Annotated in this window: 21 protein-coding genes and 3 tRNA genes; 14 read left to right on the plus strand and 10 right to left on the minus strand. The window is 74.4% G+C overall.

The features are described from left to right. The first annotated feature begins 25 nt into the window (after positions 1-25). Complete coding sequence (locus tag ACSNOH_RS13575; protein ID WP_436721575.1) at positions 26-1111, plus strand: RNA polymerase sigma factor; 1086 nt, start codon at positions 26-28, stop codon at positions 1109-1111. 59 nt (positions 1112-1170) lie between these two features. Here ACSNOH_RS13575 and ACSNOH_RS13580 read toward each other — a convergent pair whose 3' ends face one another. Both ACSNOH_RS13580 and ACSNOH_RS13585 read right to left on the minus strand, forming a co-directional pair. Continuing rightward, entirely contained in the window at positions 1171-2601 is a 1431-nt protein-coding gene (locus ACSNOH_RS13580; protein WP_436721538.1) for an FGGY family carbohydrate kinase, read from the minus strand. 160 nt (positions 2602-2761) lie between these two features. Next, on the minus strand, positions 2762-3049 hold the full coding sequence (locus ACSNOH_RS13585) for a YtxH domain-containing protein (RefSeq protein WP_436721539.1): 288 nt from the start codon (positions 3047-3049) through the stop codon (positions 2762-2764). Between the two features lie 193 nt (positions 3050-3242). Between ACSNOH_RS13585 and ACSNOH_RS13590 the strand changes: the two genes are divergently transcribed. From ACSNOH_RS13590 to ACSNOH_RS13615, 6 genes are all read left to right on the plus strand, one after another. Then, positions 3243-3315: transfer RNA gene (locus ACSNOH_RS13590), tRNA-Asn, on the plus strand. A 5-nt stretch (positions 3316-3320) separates the two neighbouring features. Continuing rightward, positions 3321-3393, plus strand: a tRNA-Asn gene (locus ACSNOH_RS13595). 191 nt (positions 3394-3584) lie between these two features. Continuing rightward, positions 3585-3658 (plus strand) — tRNA-Ile (locus ACSNOH_RS13600). Between the two features lie 256 nt (positions 3659-3914). Beyond that, positions 3915-4352 carry a thioredoxin gene (trxA, locus tag ACSNOH_RS13605; protein ID WP_436721540.1) on the plus strand — a complete coding sequence of 146 codons (438 nt, stop codon included), beginning with the start codon at positions 3915-3917 and terminating at the stop codon, positions 4350-4352. After that, positions 4345-4941, plus strand: a complete 597-nt coding sequence (locus tag ACSNOH_RS13610) for a histidine phosphatase family protein (protein WP_436721541.1) — start codon at positions 4345-4347, stop codon at positions 4939-4941. Before trxA ends, ACSNOH_RS13610 begins: the two co-directional genes overlap by 8 nt. A 133-nt stretch (positions 4942-5074) precedes the next feature. Next, a complete protein-coding gene (locus ACSNOH_RS13615; protein ID WP_436721542.1) occupies positions 5075-5500 on the plus strand; it encodes an OsmC family protein in 426 nt (141 codons plus the stop codon). A 35-nt stretch (positions 5501-5535) separates the two neighbouring features. Here the strand turns inward: ACSNOH_RS13615 and ACSNOH_RS13620 are convergent, their stop codons facing one another. Then, positions 5536-6156, minus strand: a complete 621-nt coding sequence (locus ACSNOH_RS13620; protein ID WP_436721543.1) for a hypothetical protein — start codon at positions 6154-6156, stop codon at positions 5536-5538. Positions 6157-6249: 93 nt separating this feature from the next. Between ACSNOH_RS13620 and ACSNOH_RS13625 the strand changes: the two genes are divergently transcribed. From ACSNOH_RS13625 to ACSNOH_RS13635, 3 genes are all read left to right on the plus strand, one after another. Then, on the plus strand, positions 6250-6966 hold the full coding sequence (locus ACSNOH_RS13625) for an ATP-binding cassette domain-containing protein (protein ID WP_436721544.1): 717 nt from the start codon (positions 6250-6252) through the stop codon (positions 6964-6966). Further along, positions 6963-8675 carry a hypothetical protein gene (locus tag ACSNOH_RS13630; RefSeq protein ID WP_436721545.1) on the plus strand — a complete coding sequence of 571 codons (1713 nt, stop codon included), beginning with the start codon at positions 6963-6965 and terminating at the stop codon, positions 8673-8675. Before ACSNOH_RS13625 ends, ACSNOH_RS13630 begins: the two co-directional genes overlap by 4 nt. A 182-nt stretch (positions 8676-8857) precedes the next feature. After that, positions 8858-9373, plus strand: a complete 516-nt coding sequence (locus ACSNOH_RS13635) for a hypothetical protein (protein ID WP_436721546.1) — start codon at positions 8858-8860, stop codon at positions 9371-9373. Positions 9374-9477: 104 nt separating this feature from the next. Here ACSNOH_RS13635 and ACSNOH_RS13640 read toward each other — a convergent pair whose 3' ends face one another. From ACSNOH_RS13640 to ACSNOH_RS13650, 3 genes are all read right to left on the minus strand, one after another. Next, complete coding sequence (locus ACSNOH_RS13640; protein ID WP_436721547.1) at positions 9478-9993, minus strand: DinB family protein; 516 nt, start codon at positions 9991-9993, stop codon at positions 9478-9480. Between the two features lie 61 nt (positions 9994-10054). After that, positions 10055-10861, minus strand: a complete 807-nt coding sequence (locus ACSNOH_RS13645; RefSeq protein WP_436721548.1) for a VOC family protein — start codon at positions 10859-10861, stop codon at positions 10055-10057. An 82-nt stretch (positions 10862-10943) separates the two neighbouring features. After that, positions 10944-11705 (minus strand): MgtC/SapB family protein, encoded by a 762-nt coding sequence (locus ACSNOH_RS13650; protein ID WP_436721549.1) that lies wholly within the window; start codon positions 11703-11705, stop codon positions 10944-10946. Positions 11706-11795: 90 nt separating this feature from the next. On the opposite strand from ACSNOH_RS13650, the gene ACSNOH_RS13655 reads away from it, so the two are divergent. Both ACSNOH_RS13655 and ACSNOH_RS13660 read left to right on the plus strand, forming a co-directional pair. Then, on the plus strand, positions 11796-13151 hold the full coding sequence (locus tag ACSNOH_RS13655; protein ID WP_436721551.1) for a pyroglutamyl peptidase: 1356 nt from the start codon (positions 11796-11798) through the stop codon (positions 13149-13151). A 7-nt stretch (positions 13152-13158) separates the two neighbouring features. Beyond that, positions 13159-13887 carry a carbon-nitrogen hydrolase family protein gene (locus tag ACSNOH_RS13660; RefSeq protein ID WP_436721553.1) on the plus strand — a complete coding sequence of 243 codons (729 nt, stop codon included), beginning with the start codon at positions 13159-13161 and terminating at the stop codon, positions 13885-13887. Here the strand turns inward: ACSNOH_RS13660 and ACSNOH_RS13665 are convergent. Together ACSNOH_RS13665 and ACSNOH_RS13670 are read right to left on the minus strand one after the other, a co-directional pair. Beyond that, the gene (locus ACSNOH_RS13665; protein WP_436721554.1) at positions 13880-14668 is read right to left on the minus strand and encodes an EI24 domain-containing protein; all 789 of its coding nucleotides are present in this window, start codon (positions 14666-14668) and stop codon (positions 13880-13882) included. The two genes, ACSNOH_RS13660 and ACSNOH_RS13665, sit on opposite strands and share 8 nt — an antisense overlap. 51 nt (positions 14669-14719) lie before the next feature. After that, on the minus strand, positions 14720-15733 hold the full coding sequence (locus ACSNOH_RS13670; RefSeq protein ID WP_436721555.1) for an NADP-dependent oxidoreductase: 1014 nt from the start codon (positions 15731-15733) through the stop codon (positions 14720-14722). 89 nt (positions 15734-15822) lie between these two features. Between ACSNOH_RS13670 and ACSNOH_RS13675 the strand changes: the two genes are divergently transcribed. Then, positions 15823-16251, plus strand: coding sequence for a MarR family winged helix-turn-helix transcriptional regulator (locus ACSNOH_RS13675; protein WP_436721556.1), 429 nt, complete (start codon positions 15823-15825; stop codon positions 16249-16251). Positions 16252-16498: 247 nt separating this feature from the next. Here the strand turns inward: ACSNOH_RS13675 and ACSNOH_RS13680 are convergent, their stop codons facing one another. Together ACSNOH_RS13680 and ACSNOH_RS13685 are read right to left on the minus strand one after the other, a co-directional pair. After that, on the minus strand, positions 16499-17014 hold the full coding sequence (locus ACSNOH_RS13680; RefSeq protein ID WP_436721557.1) for an isochorismatase family protein: 516 nt from the start codon (positions 17012-17014) through the stop codon (positions 16499-16501). A gap of 340 nt (positions 17015-17354) precedes the next feature. Next, positions 17355-18248 (minus strand): SGNH/GDSL hydrolase family protein, encoded by an 894-nt coding sequence (locus ACSNOH_RS13685; protein ID WP_436721558.1) that lies wholly within the window; start codon positions 18246-18248, stop codon positions 17355-17357. A gap of 321 nt (positions 18249-18569) precedes the next feature. On the opposite strand from ACSNOH_RS13685, the gene ACSNOH_RS13690 reads away from it, so the two are divergent. Next, a complete protein-coding gene (locus tag ACSNOH_RS13690) occupies positions 18570-19064 on the plus strand; it encodes a DUF3145 domain-containing protein (protein WP_058044575.1) in 495 nt (164 codons plus the stop codon). The last annotated feature ends 20 nt before the right edge of the window (positions 19065-19084 follow it).

The following is a 19084-nucleotide window of genomic DNA, read 5'->3' on the forward strand; positions in this document are numbered from 1 at the left end:
GCCCCCGGCCGCCCCGGCCCAGGGCGTGCCCCGGCAGCCCGCCGCACCGCAGGCCGAGAGCCTCTCCGACGAGCCGCTCCTGCCGGACCCGGCCGCGAGCCGGGACGCCGGATCCGAGGCGGAACCCGAGGCCGAAGCCGAATCACCCGAAGCCGCCCCGGCCGAGGCCGCCGCCGACCCCGCGCGCCCCGACACCGGCGGCCCGTCCTCCGACCTCTTCCGCCAGTACCTGCGCGAGATCGGCCGCATCCCGCTGCTGTCGGCGGCCGAGGAGGTCGAGCTGGCCCGCTGCGTCGAAGCCGGCCTGTTCGCCGAGGAGAAGCTCGCCGGCGCCCCGGACCTGGACTCCCAGCTCGCGCTCGACCTGGACCGCCTGGTCGTCCTCGGCCGGATGGCCAAACGGCGCCTGATCGAGGCCAACCTGCGCCTCGTCGTCTCCGTCGCCAAGCGCTACATCGGCCGCGGCCTGACCATGCTGGACCTCGTCCAGGAGGGCAACCTCGGCCTGATCAGGGCGGTCGAGAAGTTCGACTACGCCCGCGGCTACAAGTTCTCCACGTACGCGACGTGGTGGATCCGCCAGGCGATGTCGCGGGCGCTGGCGGACCAGGCCCGCACCATCCGCGTCCCGGTGCACGTCGTGGAGCTGATCAACCGCGTCGTGCGCGTGCAGCGCCGCATGCTCCAGGAGCGCGGCTACGAGCCCACGGCCGACGAGGTCGCCGCCCACCTCGACCTCACCCAGGAACGGGTCAGCGAGGTGCTGCGGCTGGCCCAGGAGCCGGTCTCGCTGCACGCTCCGGTCGGGGAGGAGGACGACGTCGCGCTCGGCGACCTCATCGAGGACGGCGACGCCGCCTCCCCCGTGGAGTCGGCCGCCTTCCTGCTGCTGCGCGAGCACTTGGAGGCGGTCCTGTCGACGCTCGGGGAGCGCGAGCGCAAGGTCGTGCAGCTGCGCTACGGGCTGGTCGACGGCCGCCCCCGCACGCTGGAGGAGATCGGCCGCATCTTCGGCGTGACCCGCGAGCGCATCCGCCAGATCGAGTCCAAGACCCTCAACAAGCTCCGCGACCACGCCTTCGCCGACCAGCTGCGCGGCTACCTCGACTGACTGACGGCTCATCGACCGGCTGACCGACGTACAGACCGGCTGGCCGACCGGGGAACCGGCTAGCCGGCGGCCTGGAACGCCCCAGGGTGCGTCTGCTCGCGCACGGCGGCGTACTGCTGCCGCACCGCCTGCCCCACGGCGAGGTCCTCCCCGGGGCCTGCGGCCTGACCGGCGGCCGCGGGCCACATGGGCGGCTCGTGGGGCGCCAGCGCGCCCTGCTGGACGCCCAGCGCCCACGCCGCCTGCCGGGCCGCGCCCAGCGCCGCGTAGTCGGCCGGCTGCGGCACGACGATCTGAGTGCCGAAGAGCGCCGGAGCGATCGCCTGCACGGCCGGCAGCTCCGCCGCGGGCCCCAGCAGGAACACCCGGCGCACCTGCACCCCGCGCGTGCGCAGCACGTCGAGCGCGTCCGTCAGCCCGCACAGCATGCCCTCGAACGCGGCCCGCGCCAGGTGCTCGGGCTTCATGCTCTCGCGCCGCAGCCCGGCGAGGGTGCCGGCGGTATGCGGCAGGTGCGGGGTCCGCTCGCCCTCCAGGTAGGGCAGCATCACGAGCCCGTACGAGCCGGGGGAGGACTGCAGGGCCAGCTCGGACAGGCCGGGAAGGTCCGTGCCCAGCAGCTCCGCCGTGCCGCGCAGCACCCGTACGGCGTTGAGGGTGTGCACCACGGGCAGGTGCATACCGGTCGCGTCGGCGAGGGAGGTGATCGTCCCGGTGTCGTCGACGAGCGCCTCGTGGTGCACGGCGAACACCGAGCCGGAGGCCCCGAGCGAGATCACCGCGTCGCCCGGCCCGACGCCCAGGCCGAAGGCGGCGGCCATGGTCTCGCCCGTGCCCGCGGAGATCAGCAGCCCCTCGGGGGTGTGCCCGGCGGGCTCGGCGGGCGCGAGCACGTCGGGGAGCACGGCCTGGCGGCCCAGGGCGAGCTCGACCAGGTCCGGCCGCCAGGAGCCGGTCGCGGCCGACCACAGGCCGGTGCCGGAGGCGTCGCCGCGGTCGGTCGTCCGCCGCAGCGGGCGGCCCAGGAGCTGCCACACGAGCCAGTCGTGCGGCTGCAGCAGGGCGGCGATGCGCTGGGCGGACTCGGGCTCGTTGCGGGCGAGCCAGCGCAGCTTGGCGACCATCTGGCCGGGCTGCGGCACGGAGCCGACGGCCTGCGCCCACGCGGCCCGCCCGCCCAGGGCGTCCGTCAGGTCGGCGGCGCAGGGCTGCATCCGCTTGTCGTTGCCGAGCATGGCGGGCCGTACGAGCACCCCGCCGGCGTCCAGCGCGAGCAGGCCGTTCTGCTGCGCGGAGACCCCGATGGCCTGGACGCCCTCCAGGAGCCCGCCGGCGGCGGCCTCGCCCAGGGAGATCAGCCAGGCCTGGGGGTCGCCGTCGGTGTGCGGATGGGGGGCGTACCCCTGCCGGAGAACGGCACCCGTGTCCGTATCGCAGACGACGATCCGTGTGCTCTCGGTGGAACTGTCCAAGCCCGCGACTATGCCCATGCCGAGATGATGCCAAACCCCGGAGCATGCTCCGTGCCCCGGAGGGGTGTTAGCCCGGCAACGCCGCCCGGGGTCAGGAGTGAACCGCCGTGACGGGTGTGACCAAGGCGAGGGCCGCCGGAGCGACCCGCCGGAGCGACCCGCCGGACGGCCCGCCGGGTCAGGTGTTGCTGCCGCCCCAGTCGTCCTCGGCGTCCCGGCCCCGCTCGCGCAGCGACCGCACGCGCTCGGCCACCGACTCCGGCATCCGCTCGCCCGCCCCGGACAGGGCCCGGGAGGCCATCGCCCGGCCGTTCTGCGCGGCGGACTCGACGGTGTTGCGCACGGCGGGGTTCTGCGCGATCCGCCGGGCCCCCTTGCGCAGCTGTTCGTACCGCTCCCGGCCGGCCCGCGCCCCCAGGACGTATCCGACGGCTGCTCCCACCATGAACGTCAGCCGGTAGCGCATCCCGCTCCACCCTTCTCGAAGACCTTCGGACACCGTCGTCGCACCGTGGTCGCCGCCTACCCGCCGGGTGCGAAGGTCACTCCCGGGATACCGATTGGCGGAGCACCCCCCTGCTTGCGCTAATGTATGTCTCGCAGCGAGCGCCCGCCGCCCGGAAGGCCGGTCGGAAGGGCATTCGAGGCAAACGCAGCAGTCCCCTGTAGCTCAATTGGCAGAGCAGCCGGCTGTTAACCGGCAGGTTACTGGTTCGAGTCCAGTCGGGGGAGCGCGATCCTCTGTAGCTCAATTGGCAGAGCAGCCGGCTGTTAACCGGCAGGTTACTGGTTCGAGTCCAGTCGGAGGAGCAAGCGATCAAGGACCCCTTCGGGGGTCCTTTTTCGTATCCGGATCCGGTTCCGGAGGGAACCGTCCCGCCGTGATCGAAGTCCTCATGGTCAGGTAGGTCACGCAATACGCCCCCTCAGGGGCAGCAGATCGTATGAGCGGCTATGCTGCGGCAGACGGCGCGCACAGATGTGCGCGACGCGCCGTGAACGGGGCGGTAGCTCAGCCGGTTAGAGCAGCGGACTCATAATCCGTCGGCCGTGGGTTCGAGTCCCACCCGCCCCACCCACGCGACGTCGCTGCAGAAACGATGCGACCTGCGTTTTCGAAGCCCCGCCCGGCCCGGCACCCGCCCGGCCCGGCGGGGCTTCGCGCTGTGCGGGCCCGGGAGCGGCGGGCTTCGGCCACCTCGCGCCGGCCGGGGCCGGCTGCTCGCTTCCCGTACGGGTATGCGGCGGAATACGGCCCGGCGTCATCCTGTTGGCGCTGCTGGGCCGGTCCGACGGTCACCCGACGCCACAGCGGAAGCAGGTAGCGACGCATGAGCAGCAGCACGGTGGAGCTCACCAAGGACAACTTCGACGACATCGTCTCCGCCAGCGGATTCGTGCTCATCGACTTCTGGGCGTCGTGGTGCGGCCCCTGCCGGCAGTTCGCGCCGGTGTACGAGGCGGCCGCGGAGCGCCACGGCGACCTGGTCTTCGGCAAGGTCGACACCGAGGCGCAGCCCGAGCTGGCGGCGGCCTTCGACATCCGGTCGATCCCCACGCTGATGATCGTGCGGGACAAGATCGCGGTGTACGCGCAGCCGGGCGCGCTGCCGGAGGCCGCGCTGGAGGACATCATCCGGCAGGCCCGCGCGCTCGACATGGACGAGGTGCGCGCCTCCGTGGCCGAGGAGCAGGCGAAGGCCGGGCAGCCGGCGGCACAGGGCGGGCAGCCGGCGGCGCAGGCCGGGGAGCAGACCGCCGGTGAGTGAGCTCGTGCTGGTCCGGCACGGCGAGACGGAGTGGAGCCGCGACGGCCGCCACACCGGCTGCACGGACGTGGACCTCACCGCCCGCGGCGAGCGGCAGGCGGAGGCCCTGCGGCCGCTGCTGGCCGGCATCACGCCGCGGAAGGTCCTGGTCAGCCCGCTGAAGCGGGCCCTGCGGACGGCCGAGCTCGCCGGGCTGGAGGACACCGAAACCGACCCCGACCTCCACGAGTGGGACTACGGCGGCTACGAGGGCATCACCACGGAGGAGATCCACCGCACCCGCCCCGGCTGGTTCCTGTGGGACGACGGCGTCGCCCCCGGGCCGCCGGAGCACCCGGGCGAGACGCCCGCGCAGGTCGGCGCCCGCGCCGACCGGGTGCTGGCCCGGGTCGCCCCGCTGCTGGAGGCCGGCGGCGGGGACGTGGTCCTCGTCGCGCACGGGCACTTCCTGCGCGTCCTGACCGCCCGCAGGCTCGGCCTGCCGCCCGCCGCGGGCGCGCTCTTCCGGCTGGACACCGCGACGGTCAGCCGGATCGGCACCGAGCACGGCCGCCCCGCGCTCGTGGCGTGGAACCTGTGGGCGGTGTGATCCGGCGGTGCCCGGCGGATCACGCCGGATACCGCCGTGCCGCGCGCACCGGGGACCGCGCCCGGGCCGAGCCCATAAGCTGTGATCTCCGAAACCGAGCAGTGAACCCGAGCAGTGATCTGGAGGACGATCCGTGGCCACCACCCGTACCGCGCACACCGTCTGGGAAGGCGAGCTGCTCAAGGGCAGCGGCACCGTCAGCTTCGACTCGTCCGGCATCGGCTCCCAGCCGGTGTCGTGGCCGTCGCGCGCCGAGCAGGCGAACGGCAAGACCAGCCCGGAGGAGCTGATCGCGGCCGCGCACTCCAGCTGCTTCTCCATGGCCCTCTCCCACGCCCTGACCGGCGCGGGCACGCCGCCCACCCGCCTGGAGACCAAGGCGGACGTCACGTTCCAGCCGGGCGAGGGCATCACCGGCATCCACCTCACCGTGCGCGGCGAGGTGCCGGGCGTGGACGAGGCGGGCTTCCAGGAGGCCGCCGAGGGCGCCAAGAAGAACTGCCCCGTCAGCCAGGCCCTCACCGGTACGACGATCACGCTGACGGCCGAGCTGGGCTGACCCCGGCTCCTCCGCTCTTCTCCGGCCTGCGCGGCTCACACGAACCGCTGCAGAAGCCCCCACGTGAACTCGACCACGTACTCGCCCCGCTCCCCGGCGGCATCCGGCGCGGTGAACGCGAGCCGCCAGCGGGTGGGCGCCGTGCCCTCCAGGGGGCGGGCGGGGGCGAAGGCGCGCGCCACCTCGTCCACCGTGCACGACCACGGCCGCAGGTCCGCGACCGTCCGCAGCTGCGGGCCGGGCGCGCCGGGCGCGCGCACCAGCCACTCGTTCCACACGGCCCCGCCGGGCGCCGCCAGCACCTCGAACCGCAGGTCGGGCCAGAGCGGCAGCCGCCACCACGCCGCCTCGAAGCTCAGGTCGCCGACGCGGCGCTCGCCGGTGGCCTCGGGCGGGCCGAGCACCGAGCGGTAGCGCGGGGCGGCCCCGCGCCGCCCGGGCGCGCGCAGCATGGCCTGCCAGCGCCGGTTGGCCTCCCGCATCTCGGCCTTGCCGACGCCGAGCGCGCGCAGGGCCTCCTCGACGAGGCCGGGCTGGTGGTCGGCCATCCGCCGCAGCAGGACGAGCTGGAAGCCGAGGGGCCCGAAGGCACCGCCGGGGCCGGCGGCGCCGGTCGAGGGGGCGGGCTCGGGTGCGGGGTCGCGCGCTGGGTTCATGGGGGCCATCGTCGCGCACCGGAGGCGGGCACCGCCGGGCGTCGCCCGTTCACTAGGGTCGGGGAGATCGATCACGCCGTACGGAGGCTTCTGATGACCGGCTCGACGGCGCCGCAAGGCGCCCCCGCCCCGCTCCTGCGGCTGCGCGGGGTCAGCCGCACCTACGGGGAGCGGAAGGCGCTGCTCCCGCTCGATCTCGACCTGGCGCCGGGCACCTGCACCGCCCTGTTCGGCCACAACGGTTCCGGCAAGTCCACGCTGCTGCGGATCGCGTGCGGCCGGGACGAGCCGACGACCGGCACCGCGCTGTTCGCGGGCCGCGGGATGTCGGAGGACGATCCGGAGGTGCGGGCCAGGGTCGCGGTCGTCGGGGACACCGTGGCCACCTACCCGGACCTGACCGTGCGCGAGCACCTCGAACTCGTCACCGTCGCCCACGCGGTGGAGGACGCCGACGCCTGGATCGACGAGGTGCTGGCCGACCGCCGGCTGTCCGGCCACGCGCAGGCGCTGCCCGGCTCGCTCTCCTCCGGCCAGCTCCAGTCCCTGCTGCTGGCCGCCGCCCTCGTCCGCCCGCGCGACCTCCTCGTGCTCGACGAGCCCGAGCAGCGGCTCGACCCGGACGCCCGGATCCGCCTCGCGGAGCTGCTGGCCGGCGAGAAGCGCGACGGCGTCGCCGTCCTGCTGGCGACCCATCAGGCCGAGCTGGCGGAGGCCGTCGCGGACCGGATGATCGCCCTGGAGGACGGCCGGGTGATCGCCGAGGGCCCGCCCGCGGAGGTCCTGGGGAAGCTGGGGCTGCGCGGATGAGCCGGGACGCACCGGGCGTCGCGGAGGACGTCCTGCCCGCCGATGAGCCCGCCTGGAGCGAGGAGGAGGACGACCGCACCGCCGAGACGCTCCGCTGGCTGCGGCAGAAGCGCAAGGGCCACCGCCGCCAGAAGGGCCGCGACATCGCCGTCTACGTCTACACGGCCGTGCTCCTCGGCGCCGGCTACGGCGGCGGGTACCTCGTCTACTTCCTGCGGCAGATCCGGCTGGGCGCGGACTACAGCGCCGTCGCCGCGCACGTCCAGGGCGTCCTGCCCGCGCTGTTCACGCTGCTGACCGCGGGCCTGGCCCTGCTCGCCGCGCGCGACGCGCTGTGGCGCGGGCCCGTCGTCGTGCCCGCGCCCTCGGTCGGCTGGCTGCTCGCCCAGCCCGTGCGCAGGGCCACGGTCCTGCGTCCGTGGTTCTGGCTGTCGGCCGGGGTGTCGGCGGTCACCGCACTGGCGGCCGGGGCCGCCGCGGCCGTCGTCCTGCGCGTCCTGGGCCTGGCACCGCTGGGCGGCGCCCTGCTGGCCCTGCTCCCGGCGGCGTTGTGCCTGCCGCTGCTGGCCGCCGCGGCGGGCATGGCGGTCGAGCGGCGGACCGGGCTCGCGCTCCTCGTCCGGCGCTTCTCGCCCCCGGCGGTGGTCGTGCTGATGCTGCTCGCGGGGCAGACCGGTGCCGCCGCGTACGGGCACCGGAGCGCGGTGCTGGAGGCCGTGGAGCTGTGGTCCGGGCCGTGGGGCTGGGCCGCCCAGCCCGTCGTCTCCGTCACCGGCGGCCACGCCCCCGGGTGGCCCGCCGCGGTCGCCCTGCTGGTGCTGCTGACGGCCGCCGGGCTGGTGCAGGGGCACCGGGACGCCGCGCTCGTGCCCACGGCGCAGCTGCGGCGGCGGGCGGCGACCGCGCAGACCGTGTCCTCGGTGATGTACTCGGCGGAGCTGCGGGCCGCGAAGCTCGCCCTGATCGACGCCGCCGCCTCCGGCCCCGGCGCGGGCCGGGTGCGCCGCGTACGGCTGCCGCGCCCGCGCAGCAAGTACCTCGTGGTGGTCTGGCGGGACCTGCTGTCCCTGCTGCGGTCGCCCGCCCGCCCGGGGAAGGCGCTGATGTGGACGGGCGTCGCCGCGGGGGTGGCCGCCCTGGGCCTGCAGTCCGGCGGCACCGCCCGCACCGTCGGCCTCGTCGCCGCCCTGCTGCTCGGCTACGCCGCCGTGGGCGCGCTCGCCGAGCCGGCCCGGCTGGAGACGGACGACGTGCGGCGCGCGGCCTGGTCACCGTTCCGCTTCCGTACGCTGATGCTCCAGCACGCCGTGGTGCCGGCGGTGCTGGGCGCCCTGCTGGCGCTGCTCGCGGCGGTGCCGTTCGCGGTGGCCGGGGCGCCGTGGGCGCTGGTGCTGATGCCGGTGTGCGCGGTGCCGTTCGCCGCGGCGGCGGTCTTCTCGGCGAGCCGCGGGCCGGCCCGTACGGACATGCTGATCTCCGGTGTGAGCTCGCCGATCGGTGACCCGGGGGTCTTCCGCTTCCTCGCCTGGTACGCCCGGGGGCCGCTGGTGTCGGTGGGCGGGCTCGGCATCGCCCTCCATCTGGTGCTGCGGCGCGCGCTGCATGCGAGTGCCGTGGGCGCAGTGGCGGCTGTGGCAGTGGTGTTGACGGCGGGACTGCTGTTCTTCGCTGCACGGTCCGCGGACCGGCTCGTACGGCCCGGGAGTTGACGCACGCCGCTCCACGCCGCCCTGGTCACAGGGCTTCTCAACTCCGGCATATTCACCTGAACAGGCGATTCCGCCTATGAGTTGACGCGAGCAGACTCGAGAGCAGGATGGTGCGCGCCTTCCCTCCGTCGAAGCTCCCGGCCGCCGTCTCGCCGGGACGTCAGCGAAGTGAAGGAGGACCCATGTTCTCGTCCACTACCCGCCGCGCGATCGCCGGTGCGGCCGCGCTCACCGGGGCGCTCACCCTCGGCCCGGGCACCGCGACCGCCTCCCCGGCGCACGACGACACCATGGCCGCCGTGCTGCACTGCACGGGGCCGGTCTCGTTCACGGTCAACGTCGCCACGGGGGCCGTCGCCGGGGGCGGCAACCTCCGCTGCGCCGCGGCCGGCGCGCCGTTCATCACCGGTGCCACCCTCACCGTCCTGGCGGGCGCGGCCGCCGGCACGGGCGGCTTCGTGAGAACGACGACCACGGACCGGCTGCTCTACAACACCGGCGAGCAGACGCAGGCCAACGCCGTACGGGACTTCGTCAGCCTGGGCGCCGGCACGTTCGAGAGCGGCCAGGGGAGAGCGGTGGCCGGGCGGTTCACGCCCTCCCGCCTGGAGGACGCGGGCACCGGCTCCCACGTCCAGACCGGCGCCCTGCGGACCTTCACCCTCAGCCGGTACACCCTGACGCTGAACGTCCCCTGAGCCACTCCGGAAGGCGCCCCGCTCCGCACAGTGCGCCCGGAGCGGGGCGCCGCACGAAAGCCCGCCGCCGGCACCCGGCCGGGCCGGCACCGGCCGGGGCGCCGTCACGCCCCCGTGACGCCGTCCACGCGCTCGCGCACCAGATCGGCGTGCCCGTTGTGGCGCGCGTACTCGCCGATGAGGTGGAGGAGGACGAAGCGCAGCGAGTACGTCTCGCCGCCGGCCGTGAACGTGTCGTCCAGGGACGCCTCCGCGATCAGGGCGTCGGCCAGGCCCTGCTCCTCCAGCAGGCAGGCGTAGTCCTCGGCGGCGCGGGCCGGGTCCGCCTCCTCGAAGTCGGCGTTCGGCCTCTGCTCCGTGCCGTGCAGCCGGGGCACGTCCTGGCCGGCGAACCGCTCGCGGAGCCAGATCCGCTCGACCTTCGCCATGTGCCGGATCAGCCCCAGCAGCGACAGCTCCGACGGCGGCACGGACCGCTCGGCCAGCTGCTCGCCGGTCAGCCCGGCGCACTTGTGGAGCAGGGTGCTGCGGTGCCAGGCGAGGAGGCCGGTGAGCAGGGTGCGTTCGCCGGCCGCGAGCGATCCGCCGGGCCGGGAGATCACGGGTGCTGTCCATGTCATCCGGCGATCATGCACCGGTCCGGAGGGCCGCGCGAGCCCCTTTTTCCCTCCGCGGGATCCATCAGGCGGCCGCGCCTCCCTCCGGCTGGAGGACCACGAAGTCCGCTCCCGCGGGGTCGAGGCAGACCGCCAGGCGGCCCACGCCCTCCGCGGTCTCCGGGCCCATCTGGACCGAGCCGCCCCCCTCGGTGACCTTCGCGACCGTCGCGTCGCAGTCCTCGGAGCCGAAGACCGGGTGCCAGTAGGGGCGGCCGCCGTTGAGGGCGAGGTGCTCGGGCGTGAGCTCCATGAGACCGCCCTGCATCCGCTCCTTGCCCCCGCCCGCCGGGGTGATCAGCGCATACGTGCCCCCGCCGCCCGGCAGCGGGATGTCCTCGGTGACCCAGCCGAAGACCGTGCCGTAGAACTGCTTCGCCGCCGCCGCGTCCGTGGTGTAGAGCTCGGTCCAGGACAGGGCGCCCGGCCGGTCGGCGTCCTCCAGGCCCGGGTACGTGCCGGGCTGGAAGACGGCGAACTGGCCGCCCTGCGGGTCGGTGAACTGGGCCATCCGGCCCTCGCCGTCGCCGGGGCCCATCGGCGGGACCCGCACCGTGCCGCCCGCGCGCCGCACCGAGGCGGCCGTCGCCTCCACGTCGGCCGAATGGAAGTAGATCATCCAGGCGGAGCGGGCGCCCTCCTCGGTGAGCGGGCCCATGCCCGCAACGGTCCTCCCGCCCTGCCGGAAGACGCCGTAGCCGCCGGTCTCGGGGCCGTGGGGCCGGAACTCCCAGCCGAACACCGATCCGTAGAAGCGCGCGGCGGCCGCGGTGTCGGGCGAGCCGAGGTCGAGCCAGGAGGGGGAGCCGGGGACGAAATCAGTGGTGATCATGGAAGCGATCTCCCTTCGCGGTTCCTCTGCGAAGCCAGCGTGACACCCGCCACTGACAACCGCCCGTCGGCGCCGCTCCCCGTCAGTCCCCGCCGTCCTGGGCCGCCCGCAGCCCCACCCCGGTGATCCCCTCCCAGCTCGTCAGCTCCTCCACGATCGGATAGGCCGGGCCCTTCCCCTCCAGGCTCAGCACCAGCCCCGCCTCCTTGCCCTTGCCCTTCTCCCGGCCGTCCGCCGCCGCCTGCTCCGGCTCGATGAGGACGTCCGTGACCCGGAACCCGCGCTTCGTGCACAGCTCCAGCACCCGCGGCAGCAGCCCCTTGCGGGTGCGGTACGACAGGTGCAGCTCGACCCGGTCGCCGGGCACGAGCGCCATGCGCCGGGTGATCACCGGGAAGCCGCGTACGACCAGGAAGTGCACCAGCGTCGCGGCGGCGCCGAGCAGCGGCAGCCCGCCGCCGCAGGCCATGCCCAGGGCGCAGGTCAGCCAGATCGTGGCGGCCGTCGTCAGGCCGCGGACCGCGTCGCGGCGCACGAAGATCAGGCCGCCGCCGATGAAGCCGATGCCCGAGACGATCTGGGCGGCCACCCGCGACGGATCCTCCCGGGCGTTGACGAGGGAGGACACCGCGCCGAAGCCGTGGATCGACACCTCCATGAACAGCGCGCTGCCCACCCCGACGAGGGTGTGCGTGCGCAGCCCGGCGCTCTTCTGCTGCAGCTCGCGCTCCAGGCCGATGAGGGAGGAGAGCAGCAGGGCGATGCCCAACTCCGCGAACTGCCGAAGGCCTTGGCCGCTGCCCGGGTCGAAGAGCGGGGCCGCTAAGTGCTGAGCTATATCCATTGCGTCATTGTGGCTGGAACTCTACGGTGCCAAAAGGGAGTTGGAAGCCCCTCTATCGCGTGCCCCGCCGCAGTGGTTAGCTTCCGCCCCATGCATCCCTCGCATCCCTTCCGGCTCGGCGGAACGGCCCTCGCCGCCGTCCCCCTCCTCCTCGTCCTCACCGCCGCGGCCGTTCCCGCGACGGCCGCCGCCCCGGCGCCCCGGCCGTCCCTCACCGCCGAGGAGCAGCGGCTCTCCGGCCCCGTGCCGCAGGAGATCCTGCGCCGCAGCGGCTTCGCCGGCACGGCCCCGGACTTCGCCGCCGCCCTGGCCCGCACCCGCACCCTCCCGCAGGCGCAGCGCCTCGCGACCGCCGAGGGGCGGCGGCTGTGGCAGCGGGCCGTGGACCGGGCCCAGGGCCGCGGCCCCGGCCCGCAGGCCGCCGGCGAGCCGAGCCGCGCCGGCGAGCCGAGCCGCGCCGGTGACCCGAGCCGCGCCGACGACCTGAGCCGTGACGACGACCGGCCGCTGTACTGGGCGCGGCTGGGCATGACCCGCGCCCTGCAGGAATGGAAGCCCGCCTTCCGGCTGTCCGGCGCGCAGCTCGCCGAGCTCACCGGCCGCGTCGAGCGCTCCTCGCGCGGCCAGGACTCCCTCGACCTCCCGGCGGGCACCCGGGTCAAGCGCGTGCTCATCACCGGCTTCGACCCCTTCCAGCTCGACGCGGACCCCCGCCGCTCCAACCCCTCGGGCGCCGCCGCCCTCGCCCTGGACGGCACGACGATCGACACCCCCGCGGGCCCGGCGCGCATCGAGGCGGCCGTCTTCCCCGTCCGCTGGGCGGACTTCGCCGACGGCACGGTCGAGCGGACCCTGCTGCCGCACTTCCTGCCGGGCCCCCGCCGCGTGGACCTCTTCACCACGATCAGCCAGGGCCGCCCCGGCCGCTTCGACGTCGAGCGCACCAACGGCGCCTGGCGCGGCGGCTACCCGGACAACGCGAACGTCTCCCGCACGGAGACCGTGCCCGTGCCGCCCGGCGTGCCCACCGTCCGCCCGCAGCCGCAGTGGACGACGACGAGCCTGCCGTACGCGGCCATGACGGCCGCCCCCACCGGGCCGTACCCGGTGCACGACAACACCGAGGTCACCGAGATCCCCGCGGGCGCCACCGGGCCGGTCGACCGGCCGGACGGGCCGACGCCGGGGTCGACCGCCCGCGCGGGCGGCGGAGGCGACTACCTCTCCAACGAGATCGCCTACCGCGCGACCCTCCTGCGCGACGCCGTGCGCCTGCACGTGCCGGGCGGCCACCTGCACACCCCGGTGCTGCAGTTCGGGCGGGGCAACACCGACCCGGCGACCGGCACGGTCACCGACCCCGAGTTCGTACGGAACCGGCTCGCGATCACCGGCCAGGTGCGCTCGCTCACAGCCGTGGCCGTCGCGCACGCCCGGACGCCATGATGGGCGGATGATCATTGCAGCAGCGCAGTTCACCGCCCGGCCCTGCGACATCGCGGCGAACACCGCCCGCATGGCCGCCTTCGTGACCGAGGCGGGGGAGCGCGGCGCCGCGCTCGTCGTCTTCCCCGAGCTCGCCGCGACCGGCTACGAACTGGACGCGATCGTCACCGGCGGGGACCGGCTGCTCCTGGACCCCGGCGACCCGCGGCTCGCCCCCGTGCGCGATGCGTGCCGGGCCGCGGGCGTCGCCGCCGTGGTGGGCGGCCCGGGGCGGGCCGCCGGCGGCCCCACGGTCAGCAGCTTCGTCTACGGCCCGGACGGGGCGCCGCTCACCCGCTACGACAAGGTGCACGTGACGGACGCGGAGCGCGCCGCGGGCTTCGCGGCGGGGACGGCGGAGGGCCGCTTCACGCTGGACGGCGTCGGCTTCGGGCACGTCATCTGCTACGACGCCCACTTCCCGGAGTGCGCGGCCCGCGCCGCCGCCGACGGGTGCCGCGTGCTGCTCGCCAGCTCGCTGTACGGGCGGGGCGGCGGGGCCCAGGAGCGGATGCAGATCTTCCCGGCCCTCGCGCAGGACAACGGTCTGCACGTGCTGCTGGCCAACCACACCGGCCCCTCGGGCCCCTACGACGCCTGCGGCCTCAGCGCGGTGTGGGCGCCGGACGGCAGTGTCCTCGCGGAGGGCCCGGACGCGGGGGAAGCGCTGGTGACGGCGGAGCTGTCCCTCAGCTGAGGGCGCCGTCGTCCGCCGCCTCGGACCCGGCTTCCGCCGCTTCCTCCTCGCCCATGAGGTCCCGTACGAGCAGCGTCGCGCCGGCCACCGCGCCCGGCATCACGAACACCGCCACGACCGGCACGAGGAAGAGGAGCGCCAGCGGCACGCCGAAGCCGAGCGTGAGCAGCTTGCGGGAGCGCAGCAGCCGCAGCCGCTCCCGCAGCGGCACCCCGCGGCGCTGCAGGGCGACCGCGGTGAGCTCCTCGGCGAGGAAGAAGCCCGAGAAGCAGAAGCCGATCGCCGGGACCACGGTCTGCCCGATGAACGGCACGAAGCCGAGGGCGAAGAACAGCACGCCCCAGGCGGCGGCGCGCACGAGCACCGCGAGGCTCTCGCGGGCGGAGATCCACAGCTCCCGCCACAGCGGCAGCCCCGACTCCGGAGCCTCGCCGCCCACCGAGCGGTCGACCCGCGCGGACAGCTCCTCGTAGAAGGGCTGGCCGACCAGCAGGGTCACGGCGGTGAAGGAGATCAGGGCGAGCAGCAGGCCGCCGCCGAAGAGGAGGACGGTCAGCGCGCCCCGGAACAGGCCGGCCCACGGCGAGGACCAGTCGTCGGCGAAGGGCGTCGCCCAGACGACGGCGTCGCCCCCGTACAGGGCCAGGCAGACGACCGCGGCCGCGTAGCCGGCGAGGGTGACGAGCCCGGGCAGCAGCCCGAACCCCCACTGCCGCCGGTTGCGGGCCACCCAGCGCTGGCCTTTGCCCAGATACGCCATTCCCGCCATGAGATCTCGCATGGCGGGAAGGGTATCCGGACACCGGAAGGCGCCAGGTGACGCCAGGTGACGTCAGAACGTGACGATCATCTTGCCCGTGTTCTCGCCCCGGAGCATGCCGAGGAACGCCTCCACCGCGTTCTCGACGCCCTGCACGACCGTCTCGCGGTACTTGAGCTCGCCGGAACGCACCCAGCCGCCGACCTCCTTGACGAACTGCGGCTGCAGCGCCGCGTGATCGCGGACGATCATGCCCTGCAGGCGCAGCCGCTTGCCGATGATCGCCACCATGTTGCGCGGCCCCGGCTGCGGCTCGGTGTCGTTGTAGCCGGCGATCGCGCCGCAGAGCGTGGCGCGGCCGTGCAGCTTCAGCGCGCCGATCGCGGCCTCCAGGTGGTCGCCGCCGACGTTGTCGAAGTAGACGTCGATGCCCTCGGGCGCGGCCTCCTTCAGCTGCTGGGCGACCGGGGCCTTCTTGTAGTTGAAGGCCGCGTCGAAGCCGTACTCCTCGACGAGCATCCTGACCTTCTCGTCCGTGCCCGCGCTGCCGATGACGCGCGAGGCGCCCTTGAGCCGGGCGATCTGGCCGACCTGGAGGCCGACCGCGCCCGCGGCGCCCGAGACGAAGACGGCGTCGCCCTCCTTGAACGAGGCGACCTCCAGCAGGCCGGCGTAGGCGGTCAGGCCCGGCATGCCGAGCACGCCGAGGTAGGCGGACAGGGGCGCGAGCTCCGGGTCGACCTTCACCGCGTGCTCCGCGCCGACCAGGGCGTACTCGCGCCAGCCCAGGCTGTGCAGGACGTGGTCACCGGGCTTGAAGGCGTCGCTGCCCGAGGCCACGACCTCGCCGACCGCGCCGCCCTGCATCGGCTCGTCCAGCTCGAAGGGCGGGACGTAGGAGCGGGCGTCGTTCATCCGGCCGCGCATGTACGGGTCCACGGACATGTGGATGTTGCGCACCAGGACCTGTCCCTCGCCGGGCTCGGGCACGGCGGCCTCGCGCAGCGCGAAGTCCTCCGGCTTCGGCCAGCCGTGCGGGCGGGCGACGAGGTGCCATTCACGGCTGGTGGTGGGCGTTGCGGACATGGAACGCGGCCTCCCTAATGGTTCAGTAACTGAAACAACCATGCGCCTCGATATTTCATGTTGTCAAGCAACGCGGTAACCTGGGTGTCATGGTCCCCCGAACCGATGCCCTGACCCGTGAGGTCGTCGACCTCATCGCGGCCGTCGTGGCCCGCTACCACGAGGAGTACGAGGAGGCGGCGGCCAAGCACGCGCTCACCGGCGCCCAGGCCAAGGTCCTCGCCCTGCTCGCGCGCGAGCCCCTGCCGATGCGGCGGATCGCGCAGCGCCTCAAGTGCGAGCCGTCCAACGTCACCGGCATCGTCGACCGGCTGGAGGCCCGCGGCCTCGTCGAGCGCGGCCCCGACCCGGACGACCGCCGCGTCAAGCTGGCGGCGGCCACGCCGGCGGGCCTGGAGACGGCGAGCCGCCTGAGCGAGTCGCTGAACTTCGCCCGCGAGCCGCTCGCCCGCCTGTCGGCGGAGGAACGGGAGGCCCTGCGCGGGCTGCTCCAGCGCATGCTGGGATCCGGAGCGTAAGACGCCCCGTCAGGGGCGCGGGGCGGTGTCACTCTGCGGCTCCGCCGCGTGGGCGCGACCAGCCGCACGCGAGCCGCAGCGAGCAACCGACGCGCCCCGTCAGGGGCGCGGGGAACTGCGCGATCAGCCCCCCGCGGCCCGCAGGCGAACGACCGCGCACCGCCCCCGGCAAGGGGCCGGCTCGGCACCGCCGGTCACCACCGTTGTGGCGGACCGCCGTCGCGGCGGGAAAAACGGCGCCGCCCCCCTACGCGGGGAACCGCAAGGATCCCGCCCGCACCACCGTGCCGAGCCGCGGCATGTCCAGCGTCACAGACCCCCGGTGCTCCTCCGCCGTCAGCGCGCTCATCGCGTCCTCGACGAAGACCAGCCCGTAGCCGTGGTCCGCGGCCGCGCGAGCCGTCGACTCCACGCCCAGGTTCGTGGCGATCCCCCCGAGGACGAGCGTCCGCACGCCCCGCTCCCGCAGCCGCGCGTCCAGGTCCGTCCCGTGGAACGCGCTCTGCGACCGCTTCACCACCTCGACGTCGCCCGCCTCGGCGATCCCCGCGAGCAGCCCGCTCCCGGGCGGCTGCTCCGCCGGCCCGGGCCGCTCCGTGCGCACCACGGCCACCGTGCCGCCCGGCTTGCGGAACGACCGCGCCAACTCCTCCGCCGTACGGACCACTTCGTCCCCGCTGCGCGGGGCGAGGGGAAGCGCGACCATGCGCTCCATGAGGTCGATGAGGACGAGGGCGGTGGTCCGCGGGTCGATTTCCGTCATGGCCAGACCGTACCGGTCGGGCACGGGCCGCGGGCGGCCTCCGGGCCCCCTCCGGGATGACGATAGGTAAAGCTTGCCCGACACCGGCGTGGCCGCCGCGCCCCGCTCGTCACCCCCGCTGTAGGGAAGTTGACCCGCGCAGGGGTGAACTTGCTTATGAGTAAGGTGTGTTCATCGGATACCGTGCTGATGAGCAGGCACGGACGCCTCCGGGCGCCTGTGCGCGGTGCCGGACGGCCGGAGCGAGGGTACGTACGTTCGCGCCGCGCACAGCCCGCACGGCCCGTGCCTGACCGGGGCGGGGCCACCTGACAGGCCCCGCCCCACCAGCCTCGCCCCTTTAAGAGGGGTGCTTCTCCGCCGTGACCGTCCGGTACGCCAGCGCCGCGAGCTCACCCTGCCCCTGCCGGCTGGGATGGAACCAGTCCCACCTGCTGAGCGCCTCGTCCTTGAACGCGTACGCGGGGACCGTCCCGTCGAAGCGGCACAGCGCGTCCCGGCGGCAGACCTCCTGCAGGACCGCGTTGTACTCCCCGACCCGCTTCACGACCTGGGCGCGCCGCTCCTCCGCCGCCGGGTCGGCGGACTCGGAGTCCTTGAGCATGGAGGGGCAGATGCCGAGGTTCCAGACGGCCCTGGCCTGCCTGCTGGTGCGCCCCTGCGACCACAGGCGCTGCAGGTCGGGCACGCCGGCCACGTAGAGCTGGGACTTGGGGAGCGCCGTGCGGAGCTCCTTGACCGAGGCCTCGAAGTCCGCGCGGAACGTGCTCACCGGGGTCATGTCGGCGACGCTCGGGCGGCAGGCGTCGTTGGCGCCGAGGAGCACGGTGACCAGCTGCGGCTTCTGCGCGACGGCGGACCGCATCTGGCCCGGGAGGTCGGCCATCCGCGCGCCGGTCCGGGCGTAGTTCCAGCTGCTGGTCTCCGGCGAGGCCAGCAGCCTCCGGGCGAGGCTGTCGACCTGGGTGCCGGTGGCCCAGGAGACCTCCGGGCAGTCCTTGAAAACCATGCAGGCGTCGAATCCGCGCGTAATGGAGTCACCCAGTGAGGCGATCGACGAGGGGCGGGTGTTCCACGCCGGGGAGGCGGCGGGCCGGGCGCTCGGCTTTCCGGCGGAGGAATCCTTTTCCCCCGAGTTGCAAGCCGTGACGAGGAGGGCCGCCGAGAAGGCGGAGACCGCTGCGACGGCGGCCCTGGCGGCCCGGCGGGCCTTCCGTCCCGTGCTGCGGTGCATCGATCTTCCCCTCCGGCCGGGTGATATCTGTTCGGGTCCGACGGTACGTCACCGCGGGGGTCGCTTCGCACGGTAGCTTTTCCCCGGGGTGGTTGTGCCGTGCCCCGGAGCGGCTTTGCAGTTCCGGCACAACTGAAATACGACACGTCACATCCTGTCCCTTTCAGGAGAAATGCTCCCGATGGTGTTTACTGTTGGTAACCTCGCGAGCTGGTGCGGGAGTGGCCATTGGGGCAGAATGTCGCATGCTGTCCCGGGCGGGACCGGTACGGGTGCGAGGCCGCTGGGGAAGGCGAACCTCGAACCGCACTGGAGGTCCCGGTGACGACACGTGGAGTTCTGTACGTGCACTCCGCGCCGCGCGCGCTCTGCCCGCACGTCGAATGGGCAGTCGCGGGCGTGCTCGGCGTGCGGGTCACCCTCGACTGGATCCGACAACCCGCCTCGCCCGGCACCTGGCGTGCCGAATTCTCCTGGCAGGGTCAGGTCGGCACCGCCTCCAAGCTCGCCTCCGCGCTCCGCGGCTGGCACCTGCTGCGCTTCGAGGTGACCGCCGAGCCGTGCGCCACGGCCGAGGGCGAGCGCTACAGCTCCACCCCCGACCTCGGCATCTTCCACGCCGTCACCGGCATCCACGGCGACATCCTCGTTCCCGAGGACCGGCTGCGCGCGGCCCTCGCTCGCGCCGCCCGCGGCGAGACGGAGCTGGAGGCGGAGGTCGCCAAGCTCCTGGGCAAGCCGTGGGACGACGAGCTGGAGCCCTTCCGGTACGCGGGGGAGGGCGCGCCGGTCCGCTGGCTCCACCAGGTCGTCTGAAGGCCCGGCCGCTCTCGACG

The organism is Streptomyces sp. URMC 127 (assembly GCF_051386535.1).
Classification (GTDB): domain Bacteria; phylum Actinomycetota; class Actinomycetes; order Streptomycetales; family Streptomycetaceae; genus Streptomyces.

Bases quoted from the DNA above. Each gene is read 5' to 3' on its own strand.
- ACSNOH_RS13580 (WP_436721538.1), bottom strand. From the start codon at position 2,601: ATGGGCATAGTCGCGGGCTTGGACAGTTCCACCGAGAGCACACGGATC.
- ACSNOH_RS13585 (WP_436721539.1), bottom strand. From the start codon at position 3,049: ATGCGCTACCGGCTGACGTTCATGGTGGGAGCAGCCGTCGGATACGTC.
- trxA (WP_436721540.1), top strand. From the start codon at position 3,915: ATGAGCAGCAGCACGGTGGAGCTCACCAAGGACAACTTCGACGACATC.
- ACSNOH_RS13620 (WP_436721543.1), bottom strand. From the start codon at position 6,156: ATGAACCCAGCGCGCGACCCCGCACCCGAGCCCGCCCCCTCGACCGGC.
- ACSNOH_RS13625 (WP_436721544.1), top strand. From the start codon at position 6,250: ATGACCGGCTCGACGGCGCCGCAAGGCGCCCCCGCCCCGCTCCTGCGG.
- ACSNOH_RS13630 (WP_436721545.1), top strand. From the start codon at position 6,963: ATGAGCCGGGACGCACCGGGCGTCGCGGAGGACGTCCTGCCCGCCGAT.
- ACSNOH_RS13635 (WP_436721546.1), top strand. From the start codon at position 8,858: ATGTTCTCGTCCACTACCCGCCGCGCGATCGCCGGTGCGGCCGCGCTC.
- ACSNOH_RS13640 (WP_436721547.1), bottom strand. From the start codon at position 9,993: ATGACATGGACAGCACCCGTGATCTCCCGGCCCGGCGGATCGCTCGCG.
- ACSNOH_RS13645 (WP_436721548.1), bottom strand. From the start codon at position 10,861: ATGATCACCACTGATTTCGTCCCCGGCTCCCCCTCCTGGCTCGACCTC.
- ACSNOH_RS13650 (WP_436721549.1), bottom strand. From the start codon at position 11,705: ATGGATATAGCTCAGCACTTAGCGGCCCCGCTCTTCGACCCGGGCAGC.
- ACSNOH_RS13655 (WP_436721551.1), top strand. From the start codon at position 11,796: ATGCATCCCTCGCATCCCTTCCGGCTCGGCGGAACGGCCCTCGCCGCC.
- ACSNOH_RS13660 (WP_436721553.1), top strand. From the start codon at position 13,159: ATGATCATTGCAGCAGCGCAGTTCACCGCCCGGCCCTGCGACATCGCG.
- ACSNOH_RS13665 (WP_436721554.1), bottom strand. From the start codon at position 14,668: ATGCGAGATCTCATGGCGGGAATGGCGTATCTGGGCAAAGGCCAGCGC.
- ACSNOH_RS13670 (WP_436721555.1), bottom strand. From the start codon at position 15,733: ATGTCCGCAACGCCCACCACCAGCCGTGAATGGCACCTCGTCGCCCGC.
- ACSNOH_RS13675 (WP_436721556.1), top strand. From the start codon at position 15,823: ATGGTCCCCCGAACCGATGCCCTGACCCGTGAGGTCGTCGACCTCATC.
- ACSNOH_RS13680 (WP_436721557.1), bottom strand. From the start codon at position 17,014: ATGACGGAAATCGACCCGCGGACCACCGCCCTCGTCCTCATCGACCTC.
- ACSNOH_RS13685 (WP_436721558.1), bottom strand. From the start codon at position 18,248: ATGCACCGCAGCACGGGACGGAAGGCCCGCCGGGCCGCCAGGGCCGCC.